This window comes from Streptomyces sp. NPDC001220 (assembly GCF_053597895.1).
This window is the reverse complement of the sequence record NZ_JBSFJE010000007.1, coordinates 289,292-309,806: the sequence shown is the minus strand read 5'-3', so window position 1 is coordinate 309,806 and position 20,515 is coordinate 289,292. Positions and strand designations below refer to the sequence as shown.

At 70.2% G+C, this 20,515-nt stretch carries 15 protein-coding genes; 9 read left to right on the top strand and 6 right to left on the bottom strand.

Annotated elements, in window-relative coordinates:
- The first annotated feature begins 80 nt into the window (after positions 1–80).
- The 4 genes from ACWDGI_RS19310 to ACWDGI_RS19295 all read left to right on the top strand — a co-directional run bounded on the left by ACWDGI_RS19310 (position 81) and on the right by ACWDGI_RS19295 (position 3,083).
- Complete coding sequence (locus tag ACWDGI_RS19310; protein ID WP_450760733.1) at positions 81–650, top strand: RNA 2'-phosphotransferase; 570 nt, start codon at positions 81–83, stop codon at positions 648–650.
- Between the two features lie 19 nt (positions 651–669).
- Complete coding sequence (locus ACWDGI_RS19305) at positions 670–1,134, top strand: hypothetical protein (RefSeq protein WP_450760507.1); 465 nt, start codon at positions 670–672, stop codon at positions 1,132–1,134.
- A gap of 42 nt (positions 1,135–1,176) precedes the next feature.
- A complete protein-coding gene (locus ACWDGI_RS19300; RefSeq protein ID WP_450760505.1) occupies positions 1,177–2,079 on the top strand; it encodes an LLM class flavin-dependent oxidoreductase in 903 nt (300 codons plus the stop codon).
- 116 nt (positions 2,080–2,195) lie between these two features.
- Positions 2,196–3,083, top strand: a complete 888-nt coding sequence (locus ACWDGI_RS19295; RefSeq protein ID WP_450760503.1) for a Cof-type HAD-IIB family hydrolase — start codon at positions 2,196–2,198, stop codon at positions 3,081–3,083.
- Between the two features lies 1 nt (position 3,084).
- On the opposite strand, the gene cydD is transcribed toward ACWDGI_RS19295, so the two are convergent.
- From cydD to hisC, 4 genes are all read right to left on the bottom strand, one after another.
- Complete coding sequence (gene cydD / locus ACWDGI_RS19290) at positions 3,085–6,693, bottom strand: thiol reductant ABC exporter subunit CydD (protein ID WP_450760502.1); 3,609 nt, start codon at positions 6,691–6,693, stop codon at positions 3,085–3,087.
- 124 nt (positions 6,694–6,817) lie between these two features.
- A complete protein-coding gene (cydB, locus tag ACWDGI_RS19285; RefSeq protein ID WP_450760500.1) occupies positions 6,818–7,825 on the bottom strand; it encodes a cytochrome d ubiquinol oxidase subunit II in 1,008 nt (335 codons plus the stop codon).
- 18 nt (positions 7,826–7,843) lie between these two features.
- Positions 7,844–9,352, bottom strand: a complete 1,509-nt coding sequence (locus tag ACWDGI_RS19280) for a cytochrome ubiquinol oxidase subunit I (RefSeq protein WP_450760498.1) — start codon at positions 9,350–9,352, stop codon at positions 7,844–7,846.
- Positions 9,353–9,620: 268 nt separating this feature from the next.
- Positions 9,621–10,700 (bottom strand): histidinol-phosphate transaminase, encoded by a 1,080-nt coding sequence (gene hisC / locus ACWDGI_RS19275; RefSeq protein WP_450760496.1) that lies wholly within the window; start codon positions 10,698–10,700, stop codon positions 9,621–9,623.
- Between the two features lie 437 nt (positions 10,701–11,137).
- Here hisC and ACWDGI_RS19270 point away from each other — a divergent pair, with 437 nt between their 5' ends.
- From ACWDGI_RS19270 to ACWDGI_RS19255, 4 genes are all read left to right on the top strand, one after another.
- Positions 11,138–12,250: a LacI family DNA-binding transcriptional regulator gene (locus ACWDGI_RS19270; protein WP_450760494.1), complete on the top strand. Its 1,113-nt coding sequence runs from the start codon at positions 11,138–11,140 to the stop codon at positions 12,248–12,250.
- Between the two features lie 327 nt (positions 12,251–12,577).
- Positions 12,578–13,666: a metallophosphoesterase gene (locus ACWDGI_RS19265; protein ID WP_450760492.1), complete on the top strand. Its 1,089-nt coding sequence runs from the start codon at positions 12,578–12,580 to the stop codon at positions 13,664–13,666.
- Positions 13,667–13,846: 180 nt separating this feature from the next.
- Positions 13,847–14,713 (top strand): hypothetical protein, encoded by an 867-nt coding sequence (locus ACWDGI_RS19260; RefSeq protein WP_450760490.1) that lies wholly within the window; start codon positions 13,847–13,849, stop codon positions 14,711–14,713.
- Between the two features lie 218 nt (positions 14,714–14,931).
- Complete coding sequence (locus ACWDGI_RS19255; RefSeq protein WP_450760488.1) at positions 14,932–16,161, top strand: serine hydrolase domain-containing protein; 1,230 nt, start codon at positions 14,932–14,934, stop codon at positions 16,159–16,161.
- A 109-nt stretch (positions 16,162–16,270) separates the two neighbouring features.
- On the opposite strand, the gene thiC is transcribed toward ACWDGI_RS19255, so the two are convergent.
- Positions 16,271–18,091: a phosphomethylpyrimidine synthase ThiC gene (gene thiC, locus ACWDGI_RS19250; protein ID WP_450760486.1), complete on the bottom strand. Its 1,821-nt coding sequence runs from the start codon at positions 18,089–18,091 to the stop codon at positions 16,271–16,273.
- A 241-nt stretch (positions 18,092–18,332) separates the two neighbouring features.
- Here thiC and ACWDGI_RS19245 point away from each other — a divergent pair, with 241 nt between their 5' ends.
- Positions 18,333–19,850 carry a YibE/F family protein gene (locus ACWDGI_RS19245; protein WP_450760484.1) on the top strand — a complete coding sequence of 506 codons (1,518 nt, stop codon included), beginning with the start codon at positions 18,333–18,335 and terminating at the stop codon, positions 19,848–19,850.
- 132 nt (positions 19,851–19,982) lie between these two features.
- Here the strand turns inward: ACWDGI_RS19245 and ACWDGI_RS19240 are convergent, their stop codons facing one another.
- On the bottom strand, positions 19,983–20,420 hold the full coding sequence (locus tag ACWDGI_RS19240) for an SsgA family sporulation/cell division regulator (RefSeq protein ID WP_351748159.1): 438 nt from the start codon (positions 20,418–20,420) through the stop codon (positions 19,983–19,985).
- Between the last annotated feature and the right edge of the window lie 95 nt (positions 20,421–20,515).

The window sequence follows — 20,515 nt, the reverse complement described above, 5'->3', positions numbered from 1 at the left end:
CGCGTCTCTCCCGGCACGCTGGTGGCGTGAACGACGAGAAGAGCCACAGACCGCAACACGAAACGAACGACAAGCCGACCATCGGACAGAATGACAGGACGTGGGACGAGCGACGCACCGTGAAGGTGTCGAAGTACCTCTCGAAACACCTGCGCCACCAGCCCGAGCGCATCGGCCTCACGCTCGACGAGGCCGGCTGGGTGGAGATCGACACGCTGCTCGCGGCGGCAGCGGCGCACGGCTTCCCGGTCACCCGCGAGGAACTCGACCACGTCGTCGCCGCCAACGACAAGCAGCGTTTCGCGATCGAAGGCGCCCGGATCCGCGCCAGCCAGGGCCACAGCGTCGACGTCGAGCTCGGACTGCCCCCGGCGACCCCGCCGCCGTACCTCTACCACGGGACGGTGGCCCGGTACCTGGACGCGATCCGGACCGCGGGTCTTCGCCCGATGAGCAGGCACGACGTGCATCTGTCGGCCGACCGCGAGACCGCGACCCGGGTCGGTGCCCGGCGCGGGCGCCCGGTCGTGCTGTCGGTGGACGCGGGCGCGATGCACCGGGCCGGCCATGTCTTCCACGTCAGCGCGAACGGGGTGTGGCTGACGAAAGCCGTACCGCCGCAATACCTGCGCTTCCCCGACCCGCACTGACCGCTGCATGATGGCTGGTATGGACCAGAGTGACCGCAGGGACCAACTCCCCACCACCGAGGCGGCCGTGACCGCCCTGCACGCGATCGCCGCCGAGTTCGGCCGCGAGATCGAGGTGACCCACGACATCGGCGCCGACCAGACCTCCCGGCGCGGCGCGGCGGGCTTCGGGGTCACCACGGACCCGGACGGTTCGCTGCCGCACGAGGCGTACGCCGAGTTCGGCGGAGCGCCCCAGGTGAGCGTGCGGGTCTACCCGGACGACGACGCGCTGATCACGGTGGAGGGCGTCGCGTTCCACGACCTCCCGCGCGACGACGTGCCCGCGTTCCTCCGCTCCGTCTTCGGCGGGCTGGCCCACGTCCGCTCCCGCCGCTTCCCGCCCATGGCCTGGCTGGTCGTACCGCTGCCCGGGGACCGCACGTACAAGGAGTGCCTCACCGTCAGCCTCCTCACGCCGTGGCTGGGCGGCCGCATACGGTGACCGTTTCGTCCGTCGTCGGTCCAGGCCCTTAGTCTCGGACGCATGAGTCTGCGTCTGAGCACCGTGATCCTTCCCCACCGCCGCTGGAGCGAGGGCGGCCGTACCGCCTGGACGCGGGCCGAGGAACTGGGCTTCCACACCGCGTACACCTACGACCACCTGTCCTGGCGCAGTTTCCGGGACGGCCCGTGGTTCGGTGCGATTCCGACGCTGACCGCCGCCGCGTCCGTCACCGACCGGCTGCGCCTGGGCACGCTCGTCACTTCGCCGAACTTCCGGCATCCCGTGACGCTCGCCAAGGAACTGATCTCCCTCGACGACATCTCCGGCGGCCGGGTGACGCTCGGCATCGGCGCCGGCGGCACCGGCTTCGACGCCACCGCGCTGGGCCAGGAGCCGTGGACCGCGCGCGAGCGCGCCGACCGGTTCGCCGAGTTCGTGCCGCTGCTCGACCGGCTGCTCACCGAGGACTCCGTGACACAGGAGGGCGAGTTCTACTCGGCCCACGAGGCGCGCGACATCCCGGGCTGCGTGCAGCGGCCCCGACTGCCCTTCGCGGTCGCGGCCACCGGCCCGCGCGGGCTGAAGCTGGCCGCGCGGCACGGACAGGCGTGGGTGACCACCGGCGATCCGAAGCTGTACGAGAACGGCACGCCCGAGCAGTCCGTCGAGGCGCTGCGCGGTCAGACGGCGAAGCTCGGCGAGGCCTGCGCGGCGATCGGCCGGGACGCGTCGGAGCTGGACAGGATCCTGCTCACCGGATTCACCCCGGACCGGGCCCGTCCGCTGGCGTCCCTTGACGCCTTCGTGGACTTCGCCGGCCGCCACCAGGAACTGGGCTTCACCGAGCTGGTGATCCACTGGCCCATCCCGGACTCGGACTTCGCGGCCGACGAGAAGGTCTTCGAGCAGATCGCCATGGAGGCCCCGGCCCAGCTGGCCTGAGGCCGACGGGCGGGGCCGCCGGACAGGGGTCGAGGGGCACCGGGCCGAGCCCGGAGCATGCTCGGGGAGTCATCTGTGTCTCATCTGTGCGCAGCACCGCACTGGCGTGCGGGCATATGCGCGAGAATGGGCCGGTGACCTCAGCGACCCGACAGCCCGAGACCCCCGCCTTCGCCACCCCGCCCCGGCTGATCGCCACCGATCTCGACGGCACCCTGCTGCGCGACGACAAGTCGGTCTCCCCGAGGACGGTCGCCGCGCTGGCCGCCGCCGAGGAGGCGGGTATCGAGGTCTTCTTCGTCACCGGCCGCCCGGCCCGCTGGATGGACGTCGTCAGCGACCACGTCCACGGCCACGGCCTGGCGATCTGCGGCAACGGCGCCGCCGTGGTCGACCTGCACGGCGGCCCCGGTGCCCACCGCTTCGTGAAGGTACGCGAGCTGGCCAGGGAGAACGCGCTGGACGCGATACGGCTGCTGCGCGACGCCGCACCCGGCACGGTGTACGCGGTCGAGCAGACGTTCGGCTTCCACCAGGAGCCTGCCTATCCCAAGCTGCACCTGGAGACGCCGGACCATCTGCTGCCCGCCGAGGAGATCCTCGCGGCCGACGGCCGGGGCGCCGGCGAGCCCGTGCTCAAGATCCTCGCCTACCACCCCGATCTCGACCCCGACGCGTTCCTCACCCTCGCCCGCCTCGCCGTCGGCGACCGCGCCAACGTCACCCGGTCCAGCCCCAGCGCCCTGCTGGAGATCAGCGGTCCGGGGGTCTCCAAGGCCAGCACGCTGGCCCTGGAGTGCGCCGAGCGCGGCATCTCGCACGAGGAGGTCGTGGCCTTCGGCGACATGCCCAACGACGTCGAGATGCTGACCTGGGCCGGACAGTCGTACGCGATGGGCAACGCCCACCCCGACGTGATCGCCGCCGCCTCCGGCCGCACGGTCGCCAACAACGAGGACGGTGTCGCGGTCGTGATCGAACAGCTGCTGGCCACTCGTAGCTGATTCAGGCCGCGCCCACCAGGCCCTCAGGCGCTTCCGCCGGCGACTCCGTCGCCGCCTCCCGCTCCGCCATCCCGCGCAACGGCCCGGCCACGGCGGCCAGCTCCGCGTACGGTCCGCGCTGCACCACCCGGCCCCCGTCGAGCACGACCACCTCGTCCACGGCCTCCAGTCCCGCCAGCCGATGGGTGATGAGCACGGTCGTACGGCCCTCGGTGGCGGCCAGCAGATCCGCGGTGAGCGCGTCCGCCGTGGGCAGGTCGAGGTGCTCGGCGGGCTCGTCCAGGACGAGCACCGGGAAGTCCGCGAGCAGTGCCCGGGCGAGCGCCAGCCGCTGCCGCTGCCCGCCGGACAGCCGGGCCCCGTGCTCGCCGACGAGGGTGTCGAGCCCGTCGGGCAGCCCGTCCACCCAGTCCAGCAGCCGGGCCCGGCCGAGCGCGTCCCGCAGGTCCTCCTCGGCGGCGTCCTTGCGGGCGAGCAGCAGGTTCTCGCGTACGGAACTGTCGAAGAGGTGCGCGTCCTGCGCGCACAGCCCGACGAGCCTGCGTACGTCGTCGCCGTCCATGCCCTGCGCGTCCACGCCGGCCAGGGTGTAGGAGCCCGCCCCCGGGTCGAGGAACCGCAGCAGGACCTGGGCGAGGGTCGTCTTGCCGGAGCCGGAGGGGCCGACCACGGCGATCCGGTGCCCCTCGTGGAGGGTGAGGTCGAGCCCCGCGAGCGCGTCCCGACGCCGGCCCTCGTGACGGGCGGACAGGCCCGTCAGTACGACGGGGAAGGGCGTGGCGGGCGCCTGGCGCGGCCGCTCGGGCTCCCGTACGGGCTCGGGCGCGTCCAGCACCTCGTAGATACGCTCGGCGCTCCTGCGCACCCGCTGCCGGTGCCGCACGGCGAGCGGGAGCCCCAGTACGGCCTCGAAGGCGGCCAGCGGAGTGAGCACGACCACGGCCATCGCCACCCCGCTCAGCCGGCCGTCGGCGACCCCCTGGGCGCCCAGCAGTGCCGTGGCGGCGACGGTCAGACCCGTCAGCAGAGCGGTCAGTCCGTCACCGAGCGCGGTGGCGGTGGCGGCCCGCGAGGCGATCCGGGTGAGCGTGCGGTCGGCTTGCCGGGCCGCGGAGGTACGGGCGGGCAGCGCGCCGGCGACGGTCAGTTCGGCGGTGCCGGTGAGCAGGTCGGTGACCCGGGTCGCGAGCAGGCCGCGGGCGGGCGCCAGCCGCTGCTCGGCGCGACGGGCCACGGCGGAGGTCACCAGCGGGACCCCGACGCCGGCCGCCAGCAGCCCCACGGCCAGGGCGGCGCCCGCCTCGGGCAGCAGCCAGGCGGTGAACCCCACGGCCCCGGCGGACACGGCCACCGCGGCCCCGGCGGGCAGCAGCCACCGCAGCCAGTAGTCCTGCAACGTGTCCACGTCGGCGACCAGCCGGCTGAGCAGATCCCCGCGCCGGGTCGCCCGGAGCCCGGCAGGCGCGAGCCGTTCAAGGCGCCGGTACACGGCGACCCGGGTGTCGGCGAGCATCCGCAGCACGGCGTCGTGCGACACGAGCCGCTCGCTGTACCGGAACACGGCCCGCCCGATCCCGAAGGCCCGCGTCGCCGTCACGGCGACCATCAGATACAGCACCGGCGGCTGCTGCGAGGCCCGCGAGATCAGCCACCCGGAGGTCGCCATCAACCCCACGGCGCTGCCGAGCGCGAGAGCCCCCAGCAGAAGGGCGAGCAGCAGCCGCCCCTGCCGAGCCCCGGAGTCCCCCCGAACCCGCTTCAGAACGCCCCGCCGATCCCCAGCCACCGACTTCCCCGAGCCACGTCCGAAAAGCCCGAGCCGCCCAGCCGAGCCCCCCGCCGACCGCCCCAGCCCCTCCACCGTGACGTTTTCCGGTCGACCGAGCTGCTCGGTCTCCTCGTCTTCCCATCCACCGAGTCGGGTGGTGGGTTGCCGAAGCGGCTGGGGGCCCAGGGGACGGAGCCCCCCGGGGGCCTCGCTGCCGGAGAGCCGCACCACCCGGTCCGCCGCCGAGAGCAGCGCCGGCCGGTGCACCACCAGCAACACCGTCCGCCCCGCGGCAAGCCGTCGTACCGCCGCCACGACCTCCGCCTCCGTCGCCCCGTCCAGCGCGGCCGTCGGCTCGTCCAGCAACAGCACGGGCCGGTCCGCCAGGAACGCCCGCGCCAGCGCCAGCCGCTGCCGCTGCCCGGCGGACAGTCCGGCCCCGTCCTCGCCGAGCACGGTCCCGGCGCCCTCCGGCAACGCCTCCACGAACTCCAGCGCCCCCGCGTCCCGCAACGCCCGCCGTACCGCCTCGTCGTCCGCGTCGGGACGCGCGAGCCGTACGTTCTCGGCGATCGTCCCGGCGTACAGATGCGGCCGCTGCGGCACCCACGCGATCCGCGACCGCCACGCCGCCAGGTCCACCTCGCCGAGCTCGGCTCCCCCGATCCGCACCCGGCCCGCCGCCGGCCGCACGAACCCCAGCAGCACGTTCAGCAGCGTCGACTTACCCACTCCACTGGGGCCGACCAGTGCGACGGTCTCGCCGGGTTCCACGGTGAACGACACCTCGGTCACCGCGTCCGCCGAGCGGCCCGGGTAGCGGACCGTCACTCCTTCGAAGGCCAGGGAGGCCGCGGAGGGAATATCGCCCGTACCGGACACCGGCACCGGCGTCTCCAGCACCGCGAAGATCTCCTCCGCCGCCGCGAGCCCCTCCGCCGCCGCGTGGAACTGGGCACCCACCTGCCGCAGCGGGAGGTATGCCTCGGGCGCCAGCACCAGGATGACCAGCCCGATGTACAGGTCCATGTCGCCGTGCACCAGCCGCATACCGATGGTCACGGCTACCAGTGCCACCGACAGCGTGGCGAGCAGTTCCAGCGCGAAGGAGGAGAGAAAGGCGATCCGCAGGGTCCGCATGGTCGCCTGCCGGTACTCGGCGGTGATCCGCCGGATGGACTCGGCCTGCGCCTTGGCCCGCCCGAACACCTTCAGCGTGGGGAGCCCGGCAACCACATCCAGGAAGTGGCCGGACAGCCGGGACAGCAGCCGCCACTGACGGTCCGTACGGGACTGGGTGGCCCAGCCGATCAGCACCATGAAGAGCGGGATGAGCGGCAGAGTGCCGACGATGATCGCCGCGGACACCCAGTCCTCGGTGACGATCCGGGCGAGCACCGCGACCGGTACGACCACGGCGAGCCCCAACTGGGGCAGGTAGCGCGAGAAGTAGTCGTCGAGGGCGTCGACGCCGCGCGTGGCGAGGGTGACTAGCGACCCGGTCCGCTGACCGCTCAGCCAGCCGGGACCGAGCGCCACAGCCCGGTCGAGAAGCCGCCCCCGCAGTTCGGACTTGACCGCCGCACTCGCCCGGTGCGCGGCAAGCTCGGTCAGCCAGGAGACCAGCGCCCGACCGATGGCAACGGCCACCAACAGCAGCAGAGGGGTGCGGAGTTCGGATTCCGAGTGGCCGTGCTGGAAGGCGCCGACCACCACTTCGGCGATGAGCATCGCCTGGGCGATGACCAGCCCGGCCCCGGCCACACCGAGGCCGACGACCGCGATCAAGAAGAGACGAGTGGCTCGGGCGTAGCGCAGCAGACGCGGATCGATTGGTTTCACGTGAAACATGCCCTTCGGCCCGGAGTGGGTGTTTCACGTGAAACACCCACTCCCTGGAGTCATGCGGATTCAGCGAGCAGTCAGTGCGGAGCCGGTACGGACTCCGTGCCGACCCGGCGCCGACTCAGTGGGCGGCTTCGGCTGCGATGTGCTGCGTGCCGATCCGCTTGCGGAACACCCAGTACGTCCACCCCTGGTAGAGCATGACGAGCGGCGTGGCGATCGCCGCCAGCCACGTCATGATCTTCAGGGTGTAGGGGCTCGACGAGGCGTTGGTGACCGTGAGGTTCCAGTCCGCGTTGAGCGACGACGGCATGACGTTCGGGAAGAGCGACAGGAAGAGCATCGCCACGGCGGCCACGATGGTGATGCCGGACAGGGCGAACGCCCATCCCTCACGGCCCCGCAGGTTGGCTCCCAGAGCGGCCACCAGCGCGGCGACCGCCACGACCAGCGCCACCAGGCTCTTGCCGTCCCCACTGTCGGCCTGCGTCCACACCAGGAAGGCCAGCGCCAGCACGGCGGCGAGCAGACCGACCTTGGTCGCCAGCTTTCGCGCCCTCACCCGAATGTCACCGACGGTCTTGAGGGCGGTGAACACCGTTCCGTGGAAGGTGAACAGGGTCAGCGTCACCAGTCCGCCGAGCAGGGCGTGCGGGTTGAGCAGGTCCCAGACCGTGCCGACGTACTCGAAGTGCTGGTCGATCTTCACGCCCCGCACGATGTTCGCGAAGGCCACGCCCCACAGGAACGCCGGGATCAGCGAGGTCCAGAAGATCGCGGTCTCCCAGTTGCGCTGCCAGTTCTCCTCGGGCCGCTTCGCCCGGTACTCGAAGGCGACACCCCGGACGATCAGGCAGACCAGGATGACCAGCAGCGGCAGGTAGAAGCCGGAGAAGAGCGTGGCGTACCACTCGGGGAAGGCGGCGAAGGTCGCACCGCCCGCGGTGAGCAGCCACACCTCGTTGCCGTCCCAGACCGGGCCGATCGTGTTGATCAGCACCCGCTTCTCCGGCCGGTCCCGGGCGAGCAGCTTGGTGAGGATGCCGACCCCGAAGTCGAAGCCCTCCAGGAAGAAGTAGCCGGTCCACAGGACGGCGATCAGGACGAACCAGACGTCGTGAAGTTCCATGACTGCGTCTCCCTCGGCCTAGTACGAGAAGGCCATCGGCTTGTCGGCGTCACGCGCCTCGCCACCGATCTTCGTGGGCGGGTTGAGGTCGTCCTCGGTGAGCTCGGGCGGGCCGGCCTTGATGTACTTCACGAGCAACTTGACCTCGATGACGGCGAGGACGGCGTACAGCGCGGTGAAGGTGATCATCGAGATGAGGATCTCGGCCTGGGAGACACCGGGGGAGACGGCGTCGCGGGTCTGCAGAACGCCGTAGACGACCCAGGGCTGACGGCCCATCTCGGTGAAGATCCAGCCCCAGGAGTTGGCGATCAGCGGGAAGCCCAGCGTCCAGATCGCCACCAGCCAGTACAGCCTGCCGAGCTTCGGGCTGAGGGCCTTGTTCTTGAAGAGGACCAGATGCGGCACCTCGTCCTCACCGACCCGCAGATGCTGGGCCAGCATGAACTTCTTTCGGGTCAGCCAGAGTCCGACCAGGCCGATGGCGAAGGACGCCATGCCGAAGCCGATCATCCAGCGGAACGCCCAGAAGGTGACGGGGATGATCGGGCGGTAGTCGCCCGGACCGTACTTCTGCTGCTCGGCCTTGTTGGTGTCGTTGATACCGGGGACGTACGAGTTGAAGTCGTCGTCGGCGAGGAACGACAGGATGCCGGGGACCGACAGCTCGACGGTGTTGTGGCCCTTGCTCACGTCGCCGTAGGCGAAGACCGAGAACGGCGCGGATTCCTGACCGTCCCACAGGGCCTCGGCGGCGGCCATCTTCATCGGCTGCTGCTTGAACATGACCTTGCCGAGGGTGTCGCCGCTGATCGCGGTGAGCAGGCCGGCGATGACGACGGTCACCAATCCCAGCCGCAGCGAGGTCTTCATCACCGTGATGTGCTTCTTGCGGAACAGGTGGAAGGCGGCGATGCCGACCATGAACGCGCCACCGGTCAGGAAGGACGCGGCCAGCGTGTGGAAGGCCTGGGCCAGCGCGGTGTTCTGCGTCAGGACGGCCCAGAAGTCGGTCAGCTCGGCGCGCCCCTTCGCCTTGTCGATCTTGTAGCCGACGGGGTGCTGCATCCACGAGTTGGCCGCGAGGATGAAGTACGCGGACAGGATCGTGCCGATGGAGACGATCCATATGCAGGCCAGATGGATCTTCTTGGGCAGCTTGTCCCAGCCGAAGATCCACAGCCCGATGAAGGTGGACTCGAAGAAGAACGCGATCAGTGCCTCGAAGGCGAGCGGGGCGCCGAAGATGTCACCGACGAACCGCGAGTAGTCCGACCAGTTCATGCCGAACTGGAACTCCTGCACGATGCCGGTGACCACGCCCATCGCGATGTTGATCAGGAAGAGCTTGCCCCAGAACTTGGTCGCCCTGAGGTACTTCTCCTTCTCCGTGCGCACCCATGCGGTCTGCAGGCCCGCCGTGAGGGCGGCGAGAGAGATCGTCAGCGGGACGAACAGGAAGTGGTAGACGGTGGTGATGCCGAACTGCCAACGCGCCAGTGTCTCCGGCGCCAGAGCCAGGTCCACGTCGTCAGTCTCCTTACGTCGCCGGGGTACAGCGGCACTTTGCCCCCTTTGTCACGCACATCACGGACCAAAGAGGACGAGCTTGTGAATGCATTCACATTCACAAGCCATTATGACGCACTGATTTTCGACGCAGCCATGGGGGGCCTGTCTTCTCCGTCACGTCACCCCGCGGCCCGCGGTTCCACGTGAAACCCCTACGACAACGGGGCCGCCTCACGGCGACCCCGTACACGTGGAACTGGCCGACGGCCAAGGCGCCTTGCGGCTAGAGCTCCTTGCGGAAGTTCTCCGCCGCCTTCAGGAAGATGTCGTTCGCCTCGGTCTCCCCGATCGTCACCCGGGCACCCTCGCCCGCGAACGGGCGGATGACCGCGCCGTGCTCCTCACAGAGCTGAGCGAAGGCCGTCGTACGCTCCCCCAGCCGCAGCCACACGAAGTTGGCCTGGGTCTCCGGAACCGTCCAGCCCTGGGCACGGAGCGCCGCGACCACCCGCTGCCGCTCGCACACCAGCGAGCCGACCCGGCCGAGCAGTTCGTCCTCGGCCCGCAGCGAGGCGATCGCCGCCTCCTGGGCGAGCTGGCTCACGCCGAAGGGCACCGCCGTCTTGCGCAGCGCCGCCGCCACCGGCTCATGGGCGATCGCGAAGCCGACGCGCAGCCCGGCGAGGCCGTATGCCTTGGAGAAGGTCCGCAGGACACAGACGTTCGGTCGCTCGCGGTAGATCTCGACGCCGTCGGGCACCTCGGGGTCGCGGATGAACTCCCGGTAGGCCTCGTCGAGGACCACCAGCACGTCGCTCGGCACCCGGTCCAGGAAGCGCTCCAGTTCGGCTCGCTTCACGACCGTGCCGGTCGGGTTGTTGGGGTTGCAGACGAAGATCAGGCGGGTGCGGTCGGTGATCGCGTCCGCCATCGCGTCGAGGTCGTGCACCTCCCCGGGCGTGAGCGGCACCTGGACCGAGCGTGCGCCACTGATCTGCGTGATGATCGGGTAGGCCTCGAAGGACCGCCAGGCGTAGATCACCTCGTCACCGGGGCCGCTGGTGGCCTGGATCAGCTGCTGGGCGACGCCGACCGAACCGGTGCCGGTGGCCAGATGGCCGAGCGGGACGCCGAAGCGGTCCGAGAGCTCGTTCATCAGAGCCGTGCACCCCATGTCCGGGTAACGGTTGAAGGAGGCAACGGCCGCGGTCACGGACTCCAGCACGCCGGGCAGCGGAGGATACGGGTTCTCGTTGGAGGAGAGCTTGTAGGCGACCGGGCCGTCGGCCGCGGCAGGCTTGCCCGGCTTGTAGGTGGGGATACTCTCCAGCTCGGCGCGCAGCTTGGGGCTCGTCTCGCTCACCGCAGTCCTCCTCGCGACCACCGGCGGACCGTCCGCGCCGCCGGCATCCAATACTGCATACCTTATGAGGATTCGGTTCCGCTGCGTACAGCAGCGGAGCGACCCGGTAGGCGGGGGCCTGACCTCATCCGTCCCACTGGCATCACGGGCATCACCACACGAAGGCGCATTTTTCGGGGGCGCGCCCTACATATATCTACGCGCCGGTGGCTCACGCCGTGGCGCGCATCACCCGTGAAGGTGAGTTGAGACCTCTTCGAGACATCGGGCACTTGGCAGGCCCATGCGTGCCGACAAGTCACGTCTCACCATTGGATCGTTCAACTGACTTTCTTTCTAAGGTAGTTGACCCCCTTTGACCTTGCAGAAACGTGCCTGTCAACGCGTGCATATGCGTCCGCACTACCCCACCGCATGAGCCCTACTATCGGCTCGCCATGACAGCAGCAGGGAAGCACCAGGTGAGCCGCGCGGAAACCTCTCGGCGAGGCAGCCGGCCGGGCCGGGCGGGCATCAGAGACGTGGCCGCCGCCGCCGGAGTCTCCATCACGACCGTCTCCGACGCCCTGAACGGCAAGGGCCGGCTCCCGGATGCCACCCGGCGCCACGTACGCGAGGTCGCCGACCGGCTGGGGTACCGACCCTCGGCCGCCGCCCGCACCCTCCGTACCGGCAAGTCGGGACTGATCGGCCTGACCGTGACGACGTACGGGGATGAACCTTTCACCTTCACCGAGTTCGCGTACTTCGCCGAGATGGCGCGGGCCGCCACCTCGGCCGCGCTCGCCCGCGGCTACGCCCTGGTGATCCTTCCGGCGACCTCACGCCACGACGTGTGGTCGAACGTAGCCCTGGACGGCACGGTCGTCATCGACCCGTCCGACCAGGACCCGGTGGTCAGCGAGCTGGTCCGGCAGGGGCTGCCGGTGGTCTCCGACGGCCGCCCGGCCGGCTCGCTCCCGGTCACCGCCTGGGTGGACAACGACCACGAGGCCGCCGTCCTCGGCATCCTCGACCATCTCGCCGACGCGGGCGCCCGCCGGATCGGCCTGCTCACGGGCACCACGACGGACACGTACACCCATCTGTCCACCACCGCCTACCTGCGCTGGTGCGAACGGGTCGGCCAGGACCCCGTCTACGAGGCCTACCCGGCGCACGACCCCTGTGCGGGCGCGGTCGCCGCCGACCGGCTGCTGGCCCGCCCGGACCGCCCCGACGCCGTCTACGGCCTCTTCGACCCCAACGGCACCGACCTGCTCGCCGCCGCCCGCCGCTACGGGCTGCGCGTCCCCGAGGACCTGCTGCTGGTGTGCTGCAGCGAGTCGACCGTGTACGCCAACACCGAGCCGCCCATCACCACGCTCTCCCTGAAGCCGCGCCGCATCGGCACGGCAGTGGTGCAGCTGCTCATCGACGCGATCGAGGGAGTGGAGTCGGACCAGCCGGTCGAGCAGGTGATACCGACCGAACTGATCGTGCGTACCTCCTCCCAGCGACGCCCGCAGCGCACCACGGTCAGCCCGCCGCGGGCACCGGAGGAGGAGTAGTACGGACGCTCCGCACCCACGCACGGGCGCCCCGCACCCGCACAGGGCCGCCGCCTACGCCCGCCCGGCCGGTCCGTGCGCGCAGGGCGGCGGCCGACGCGCCTGCCGGACGTCGTCGAAAGACGGCCGTCAGGTGAGCGACGGGCGGACGAACCCCTGCCCAACCGGGGCGAAAGCCGCACGGAACTGGAGTCCTGCTCCGATTCACCACCCCTGGGTCATCACACGGCGCGACGCGCATTCCTATGATGGGCCCACGACACCGCGGGCCGCTGCGACCAGGCAGTCCGAAGCGGTGCAGATGCGGCGCGATGGTGGAGGGGTCTGATGACTCAGGGGGCCGGTCAGGGACCCGAAGCGGAACGGACGGCGACGTTGCGCGACTTCCGGGTGCCCGCGTACGTCAACGAGACCGGTCCGTACGTCCAGAGCACCCACCCCGGCGACGTGGCTCCGGCGCTCGACGAGCCGTATCCCGACGGATATCCCGAGGGCTACACGCCCACCCAGCGCGACCTGCCCGTCATCAACCACGGCGACACCCTCCGGCCGCCGGTCGACCCGGCCGCCGATCCCGCCGCACAGACGGCGGCCGGTCCGGGCCCGCTGTACGTCGTCGGTGACGTGCACGGTTACTTCGACGAGCTGATCGACGCGCTGCGGGAACAGGGACTGATCGACACGGACGGGCACTGGTGCGCGGGCACCGCCCGGCTGTGGTTCCTCGGCGACTTCACCGACCGCGGTCCGGACGGCATCGGCGTCATCGACCTGGTGATGCGGCTGTCCGCCGAGGCGGCCGCGGCCGGCGGCTACTGCAAGGCGCTCATGGGCAACCACGAGCTGCTGCTGCTCGGCGCGAAGCGGTTCGGCGACACCCCCGTCAACTCCGGCGCGGGCACCGCCACCTTCCAGGCGGCCTGGCTGCTCAACGGCGGTCAGAAGACCGACATGGACCGGCTCCAGGACCACCACCTCCAGTGGATGGCCCGCCTGGACGCGGTCGAGGAGGTCGACGGCTATCTGCTGGTCCACTCCGACACCACCGCCTACCTCGACTACGGCGACTCGATCGAGGCGGTCAACGACACGGTCCGCGAGACCATCACCCGTAACGACGCGGACGAGGTCTGGGACCTGTTCCGTAAGTTCACCAAGCGGTTCTCCTTCCGCGACGAGGGGGGTGCAGACGCCGTCCGTTCCCTTCTCGATACGTACGGCGGCACCCGCATCGTTCACGGGCACAGCCCGATTCCCTATCTGCTGGGGGAAGTCGGCTCCGAGGAGGGCGAGGAGACCACCGGCCCCCTGGTAGAGGGACCGCACGTCTACGCGGACGGGCTGGCCATCGCCATGGACGGCGGAGTGACCATGGCCGGAAAGCTGCTGGTCAGGCAACTTCCACTGGACAGCTGAACGTTCGGCACGCTGTTCTGTACCCCGATGTCACACGCGGGCCACCCCCAATTTCCGGCAACCCCCTGTCACCGCGTGCCTTAACGGCTCTACCATCGGTTTATCCGTAGCAGGCTCCCCTCCGTTTCTGCCCGACGGCTCGCCGGCGTGCGAGCCCCAAGCCCTACGGAGCATCGGGGGATGCACATGAACAGCGTTCCGCAGCACCTGCACAGCGAGGACCGCCAGGAATACGAGCGGATCCTCGATGAGGCGCTGCGCTCCGCCCCTTACCGTCCCGAACTGGCCGGTACCGGTCGGCATTTGAACACCGAACAGCTGCGCACCATGGCGCTCAACGCCACCGCACTGATAACGGCGGCCGCGGCGACCGAGTACCAGCACTATGTGAAGGTCCGCGAGGAACTGCGCAACCCTGCGCGGTCCACCCCGGCCACCGTCCACGAGTCCGGCTCCATGGAGTCGGCCACGGGCGGTGCGATGGGGCTCGCCACCACCCTCGGCGAGGCCGCCGAGACCACGGGTGCCGGCGGCTTCGCCCTCGCCCTGGTCCTGGCGCCCGTGCTCGCCGGCACCGCCGCCGCGATCTTCCTGCTCGTCGGCTACGTCCTGAAGATGCTGGACCCGGCCCCGGCGTTCGCCCAGACCATGCTCACCGCCGGCTGGGTCTTCGGCGTCGTGACCGCGGCCGCCATCCTCATGGCCGGCGCGGGGCTGCTGCTCACCGCACTGCGCAACAGCCCCTCACTGGAGGCCGGAGCCTACGGCGAACCCGGCGGAGAGGTGGTCAAGGCCCGGGACGCCTGGCGGGACGCCCTGCTGGAGCGCGGCATCCTGCCCTTCCTGCGGGAAGCGCTGGCCACCGAGCCCGGCACGGCCGAACTCCGTGCGACCCAGTCCGGTCCGGGGAGCCGGATGCCGCGCCTGGGCTACGACCGCCCCGGTTTCAGCACCGAGGACGGCGCCGCACCCGCCTCGCGGCCGAGCTTCACCAGCCCGGACTACACCAGCCCGGACTTCGGAGGCCCGGAGCACCAGCCGGAATAGCCCGGCTTGCGCCCCCGGCCGGGGGCGCAGGCCGGACACCCGGTCCCCGCGAATGCGTCGTCCCCGGTGGGTGACGGCGAAGGGAGCCGGTGGGCGACGGCGAAGGGGGGGCTGGGTACACCCCTCGTTCGGAGGGCAGTCCCATTCTCCGGCGCTTGCGGATCCGGTTGGCTGGTGATCGTCACCGACCAGGACGCAGAGCACCGGGGGATTCGAACATGCAGATGCCGTTGTCGAAAAAGGGCAGGACCGCCGTGCTGGCGGCAGCGCTGCTCGCGCTGGGCTCACCCGCGGTCGCGACCGCCGCCACCGCCGGGCCCACGACCGCAAGGCACTCCTACGACCAGGACGCACTCCGGCACGACCTGGCAGCCGTGCGGAAGGCCGGGGGCGGCGACGTGAACGTGCTGGCCAGGGTGGACCGAAGGAACGGCGCGCCGCTCATGGCACGCATCGGCACCCGGACGGCCGGCTCCTCGGCCCCGATCCCGTGGAACTCGCACTTCCGCGTGGCGAGCACGACGAAGACGTTCGTGGCGACCGTGGTCCTGCAACTCGTCGCGGAGCAGCGGCTGTCGCTGGACGACACCGTCGAGCACTGGCTACCGGGCGTCGTCGCGGGCAACGGCAACGACGGCGGCCGGATCACCGTTCGCGACCTGCTCCGCCAGACCAGCGGCCTGTACGACTACATCGACGACCCGGAGATCCAGGACCGGCTGATCAACCACTTCGACGAGAACCGCTACGACGCCACCCCGGCGGCCGACCTGGTCGCGGTGGCGATGAAGCACCGGCCGGTGTTCGTGCCGGAGCCGGGCGGGGCCACCCGCTGGGCGTACTCCAACACCAACTACCTGCTGGCCGGGATGATCGCGGAGAAGGCCGGCGGCGCACCCTGGGACGCGCTGGTCGAGCACCGGGTGATCGCGCGGCTGGGACTGCGGAACACCTCCGTTCCCGGGCTCGACCCCTACCTGCCAGACCCGCACGTGAACGCGTACCTGACGGCCGCCGACGGCAAGCGTCTCGACGTCACCGAGCACAGCTTCCAGCACACCGCGGACTCCGGGGTGGTGAGCACCACCGCCGACCTGAACACCTTCTTCCGGGCGCTGGCCGGCGGGAAGCTGCTGCCGGCCGAGCAGTGGCGCGAGATGCGGCAAACCGTCCAGCGGACCGACGATCCGGAGGACGTGGCGGAGATGCCCGTGGGCACCTACGGTCTCGGGCTGCGCAGGATCCCGCTCTCCTGCGGCGGTTTCTACTACACCCACGAGGGCGACGGGGCAGGCGTCAACACCCGCCCCGCGGTGAGCGCGGACGGCAGACGAGCGGTGACCGTCTCCATCACCACCACCACCGCACCGCCGGACCTGCCCGCCCTCAACCGCGCGACGGGCGCCCTCGTCGACCACGCCCTGTGCGACAGGCCCGCGAAGAGGTAGACCGTCTCGTCCTCTGAGCACGCGAACCGCAGCCGTTCGCCGACCAGAGCGGGGGCGCTGCACCCGGGGCCGTTGCCGGCATTCCGGTGCAGCGCGCCAGCGGTCGACGTCAGTCCGCGATCGGCAGGTACACCCGGTTCCCGCTCGCCGCGAACTCCTTCGACTTCTGCAGCATCCCCTCCACGACCTCGTCGGCAGACGCTCCCTCAGCCGCCGCCCCACCGAACCGCTCCGTGATGCTGTGGCTGATCTTCATCGAGCAGAACTTCGGCCCGCACATCGAGCAGAAGTGGGCCGTCTTCGCCGGCTCCGCCGGAAGCGTCTCGTCGTGGAACTCGCGTGCCGTGTCCGGGTCCAGGGCGAGGTTGAACTGGTCCTCCCACCGGAACTCGAAGCGGGCGTCGGACAGCGCGTCGTCCCACTCCTGCGCACCCGGGTGCCCCTTGGCGAGGTCCGCCGCGTGAGCGGCGATCTTGTAGGTGATCACGCCGGTCTTGACGTCGTCCCGGTTGGGCAGACCCAGGTGCTCCTTGGGCGTGACGTAGCACAGCATCGCCGTGCCCCACCAGGCGATCATCGCGGCACCGATGCCGGAGGTGATGTGGTCGTACGCCGGCGCGACGTCCGTGGTCAGCGGGCCGAGCGTGTAGAACGGAGCTTCGTCGCAGATCTCCTGCTGAAGGTCGATGTTCTCCTTGATCTTGTGCATCGGGACATGGCCCGGGCCCTCGATCATCGTCTGTACGTGGAAACGCCTGGCGATCCGGTTGAGCTCTCCGAGCGTGCGCAACTCCGCGAACTGGGCCTCGTCGTTGGCGTCCGCGATGGAGCCGGGACGCAGGCCGTCGCCCAGCGAGTACGTGACGTCGTAGGCGGCGAGGATCTCGCAGAGTTCCTCGAAGTTCTCGTACAGGAACGACTCCTTGTGGTGCGCGAGGCACCAGGCCGCCATGATCGAGCCGCCGCGCGAGACGATGCCGGTCTTGCGGTTGGCGGTGAGCGGCACGTACGGCAGCCGCACGCCCGCGTGGACGGTCATGTAGTCCACGCCCTGCTCGGCCTGTTCGATCACCGTGTCCTTGTAGATCTCCCAGGTCAGCTCCTCGGCCCTGCCGTCGACCTTCTCCAGAGCCTGGTAGAGCGGCACCGTGCCGATGGGGACGGGGGAGTTGCGCAGCACCCATTCGCGGGTGGTGTGGATGTTGCGCCCGGTGGACAGATCCATGACCGTGTCGGCGCCCCAACGGGTCGCCCAGGTCATCTTCTCGACCTCCTCCTCGATCGAGGAGGTCACCGCCGAGTTGCCGATGTTGGCGTTGACCTTCACCAGGAACCGCTTGCCGATGATCATCGGCTCGATCTCCGGGTGGTTGACGTTGGCCGGCAACACGGCCCGTCCCGCCGCGATCTCCTCACGGACGACCTCGGGGGAGACGTTCTCGCGGATGGCCACGTACTCCATCTCCGGGGTGACCTCACCCCGGCGGGCATAGGCCAGTTGTGTGACCGCCTCGCCGTCCCGGCTGCGACGCGGCTGGCGCGGGCGGCCCGGGAACACCGCGTCCAGGTTGCGCAGCCCCCCACGCGGCGAGGTGTGCTTGACCCCGTCGTCCTCGGGACGGACGGGGCGGCCCGCGTACTCGGCGGTGTCCCCACGGGTGATGATCCAGTTCTCCCGCAGCGGCGGCAGACCCCTGCGGACGTCGGTCTCGACGAGCGGATCGGTGTACGGGCCGGAGGTGTCGTAGAGCGTGACCGACTGCCCGTTGGTGAGATGCACCTGACGGACCGGCACCCGAAGGTCGGGGCGCGAACCCTCGACATACCCCTTGTGCCAGCCGATGGACTTCCCGGCCTCCGTGGACGGTTCACCCGCAATGGGCTGTTCGTCCTGGCTGAAGGCAGGCGTGCGTGCGTCCTTGTTGGTCATGAGACCTACTCCCTACGCCGGCATTACCCGGTAACAGGTTCGGCGGTCGACGCAGCGGCTTCCGTCGGGCGGCGTTTCCTGTGAAACATCACTCGTTCCACGTGAAACATCGCGAATACGGAGGTCAGCGCCCTCTCAGCCCGGTGCTCCGAGCTCCCGCGTGTGCAAAGGTGCCTCCACGCTAGCGTCAATTCGGGCGCGGTGAACAGAGGGCCCCTGCCGTTCTTGCGATGATCGGGCGGTGACCACGACACAGCAGCACCCCTACCCGCCCCCCGACCCGAGGCGCGGCAACGGTGCCGCACAGGGCGGCGGAACCGGCCACGGGGGCCATGGTGCCGGTGACGCACACGACCACGGGCAGGGCCGGCACGACCAGGGGCACGCCCACAGTCACGACGACGGCCATGGCCACGGCCACCCGCCCGGTCAGGGACCCGGCCAGGGCGGCTCCGGGGCAGGCGGCGGGCACGGTCACTCGCACAGCCATGGCCCCGCCGCGCCGGTCTCCAAGCATCTGCGCAAGGTCATCGCGGCGATCCTCATCCCCTTCACCGCCGCGGTCGTGGTCGGCCTCGTGGTGCTGTGGCCCGGCGGCGCCCCGGCGCACGAGCGCACCGGCGTCGGCTTCGACCGCCAGACACAGCAGGCCACGGTCACCAAGGTCGTATCGGTCAGCTGCAAGTCGGTCAACGCCTCCGGGGGCAGCTCGACCGGCGACACCTCCACCGCCGAGGGAAGCTCCGCCAAGCAGGAGGAGGACGGCACCTGCAAGAAGGCCACGGTCCGGATCGACACCGGCAAGGACAAGGGCCGTACGTTCACCGAGATCGTGCAGCCCGACCAGTCACGTCAGCTGGACCAGGGCGAGAAGGTCGTGGTCGCCTACGAGCCCTCGGCGCCCAAGGACCTGCAGTACTCGGTCACCGATGTGAACCGGAAGCTCCCGATGGCGCTGCTGGCCGGGATCTTCGCGCTCGCCGTCGTGGTGGTGGGCCGGCTGCGCGGCGTGATGGCGCTGGTCGCGCTCGCCGTCAGCTTCCTGGTGCTGACCCTGTTCATCCTGCCGGGGATCCTGCAGGGATCGAATCCGCTGCTGATGGCGGTGGTCGGGTCGAGCGCCATCATGCTGATCGCCCTGTACATCTGCCACGGGCTGTCGGCCCGGACCTCGGTGGCGGTGCTCGGCACGCTGGTCTCGCTGTGCCTGATCGGCGTCCTCGGCTCGGAGTTCATCGACTGGGCCGCGCTCACCGGCAACACCGACGACAACACCGGTCTGATCCACGGCCTGTACCCGTCGATCGACATGAGTGGTCTGCTGCTGGCCGGCGTCATCATCGGTTCGCTCGGTGTCCTGGACGATGTGACGGTGACCCAGACCTCGGCCGTCTGGGAACTGCACGAGGCCAACCCGACGATGGGCTGGCGCGGGCTGTACCGGGCCGGTATCCGCATCGGCCGCGACCACATCGCGTCCGTGGTCAACACCCTCGTCCTGGCCTACGCGGGCGCCGCGCTGCCGCTGCTGCTGCTCTTCTCCATCGCGCAGAGCAGCGTGGCGACGGTCGCCAACAGTGAGCTGGTGGCCGAGGAGATCGTGCGTACGCTGGTCGGCTCGATCGGCCTGGTCGCCTCGGTGCCCGTCACCACGCTGCTCGCTGCCCTGGTGGTGTCGGCCGACCGGCCGGGCACGGCGACGGCCGCGTCCGCGGAGGCCCCGGCGCGCGGCGGGCGAGGGCGGCGCCGGAAGCGGTGAGGGCGCGGCGGGCGGCACCTGACGGTCCGCACGAGGAGGAGCGTGCCACCGCCCGCCCAGGGACGCGCAGAAGCGTTCCTGCGCATCCTCACGCGGCTCGGCGGAGCGGCTCGTGCCCCGTGCCGTAACGCTTCAGCCCGCGCTCTGCTCCTCGGCCAGGATGCGGTCCAGAGCCTCGTCGAGATGGGCGTCGAAGTCGGCGAGCGCACCTTCCTGGCCCAGCGGCACCAGCTTGTCGGTACGGTCGAGAAAAGCCACCAGCGGTGGTGCCGAGGACCGGAACACCGCCTGGTCGCCGCCGACCTGAAGCCTGATCAGGACCTCGCCCAGCACCTCGGAATCGGCTGGGGCGATATGCACGTCGCCCTCCCCGCACGGCCGGCCCACCCCGTCGATCAGCAGCTCACGGCCGAAGGCCCAGGTAACCGGCGCGTCCCCGGGCAGATGGAAGGTGAGCCGTACGGCATACGGATCACAGGTCTCGTAGCGCAACTCCACGGGGATGCGGAAGGAGAGCTCCTCCGAGACGAGAAAGCTCATCATGACTTCTGCTTGTACGGACTCGCGCATCGCCTACCCCGTCATATGACACCGACTGGCCGGGATTTATCCCTTTGATGGTGGTCAAATCTTGCTGAACGTACACAGCAGATCACAAGGAGTGA

Excerpts from the sequence above, each read along its gene's own strand:
- thiC (WP_450760486.1), bottom strand. The coding sequence starts at position 18,091 with ATGACCAACAAGGACGCACGCACGCCTGCCTTCAGCCAGGACGAACAG.
- ACWDGI_RS19270 (WP_450760494.1), top strand. The coding sequence starts at position 11,138 with ATGACAGCAGCAGGGAAGCACCAGGTGAGCCGCGCGGAAACCTCTCGG.
- ACWDGI_RS19300 (WP_450760505.1), top strand. The coding sequence starts at position 1,177 with ATGAGTCTGCGTCTGAGCACCGTGATCCTTCCCCACCGCCGCTGGAGC.
- ACWDGI_RS19265 (WP_450760492.1), top strand. The coding sequence starts at position 12,578 with ATGACTCAGGGGGCCGGTCAGGGACCCGAAGCGGAACGGACGGCGACG.
- ACWDGI_RS19240 (WP_351748159.1), bottom strand. The coding sequence starts at position 20,420 with ATGCGCGAGTCCGTACAAGCAGAAGTCATGATGAGCTTTCTCGTCTCG.
- ACWDGI_RS19255 (WP_450760488.1), top strand. The coding sequence starts at position 14,932 with ATGCAGATGCCGTTGTCGAAAAAGGGCAGGACCGCCGTGCTGGCGGCA.
- cydB (WP_450760500.1), bottom strand. The coding sequence starts at position 7,825 with ATGGAACTTCACGACGTCTGGTTCGTCCTGATCGCCGTCCTGTGGACC.
- ACWDGI_RS19260 (WP_450760490.1), top strand. The coding sequence starts at position 13,847 with ATGCACATGAACAGCGTTCCGCAGCACCTGCACAGCGAGGACCGCCAG.
- ACWDGI_RS19305 (WP_450760507.1), top strand. The coding sequence starts at position 670 with ATGGACCAGAGTGACCGCAGGGACCAACTCCCCACCACCGAGGCGGCC.
- ACWDGI_RS19295 (WP_450760503.1), top strand. The coding sequence starts at position 2,196 with ATGCGCGAGAATGGGCCGGTGACCTCAGCGACCCGACAGCCCGAGACC.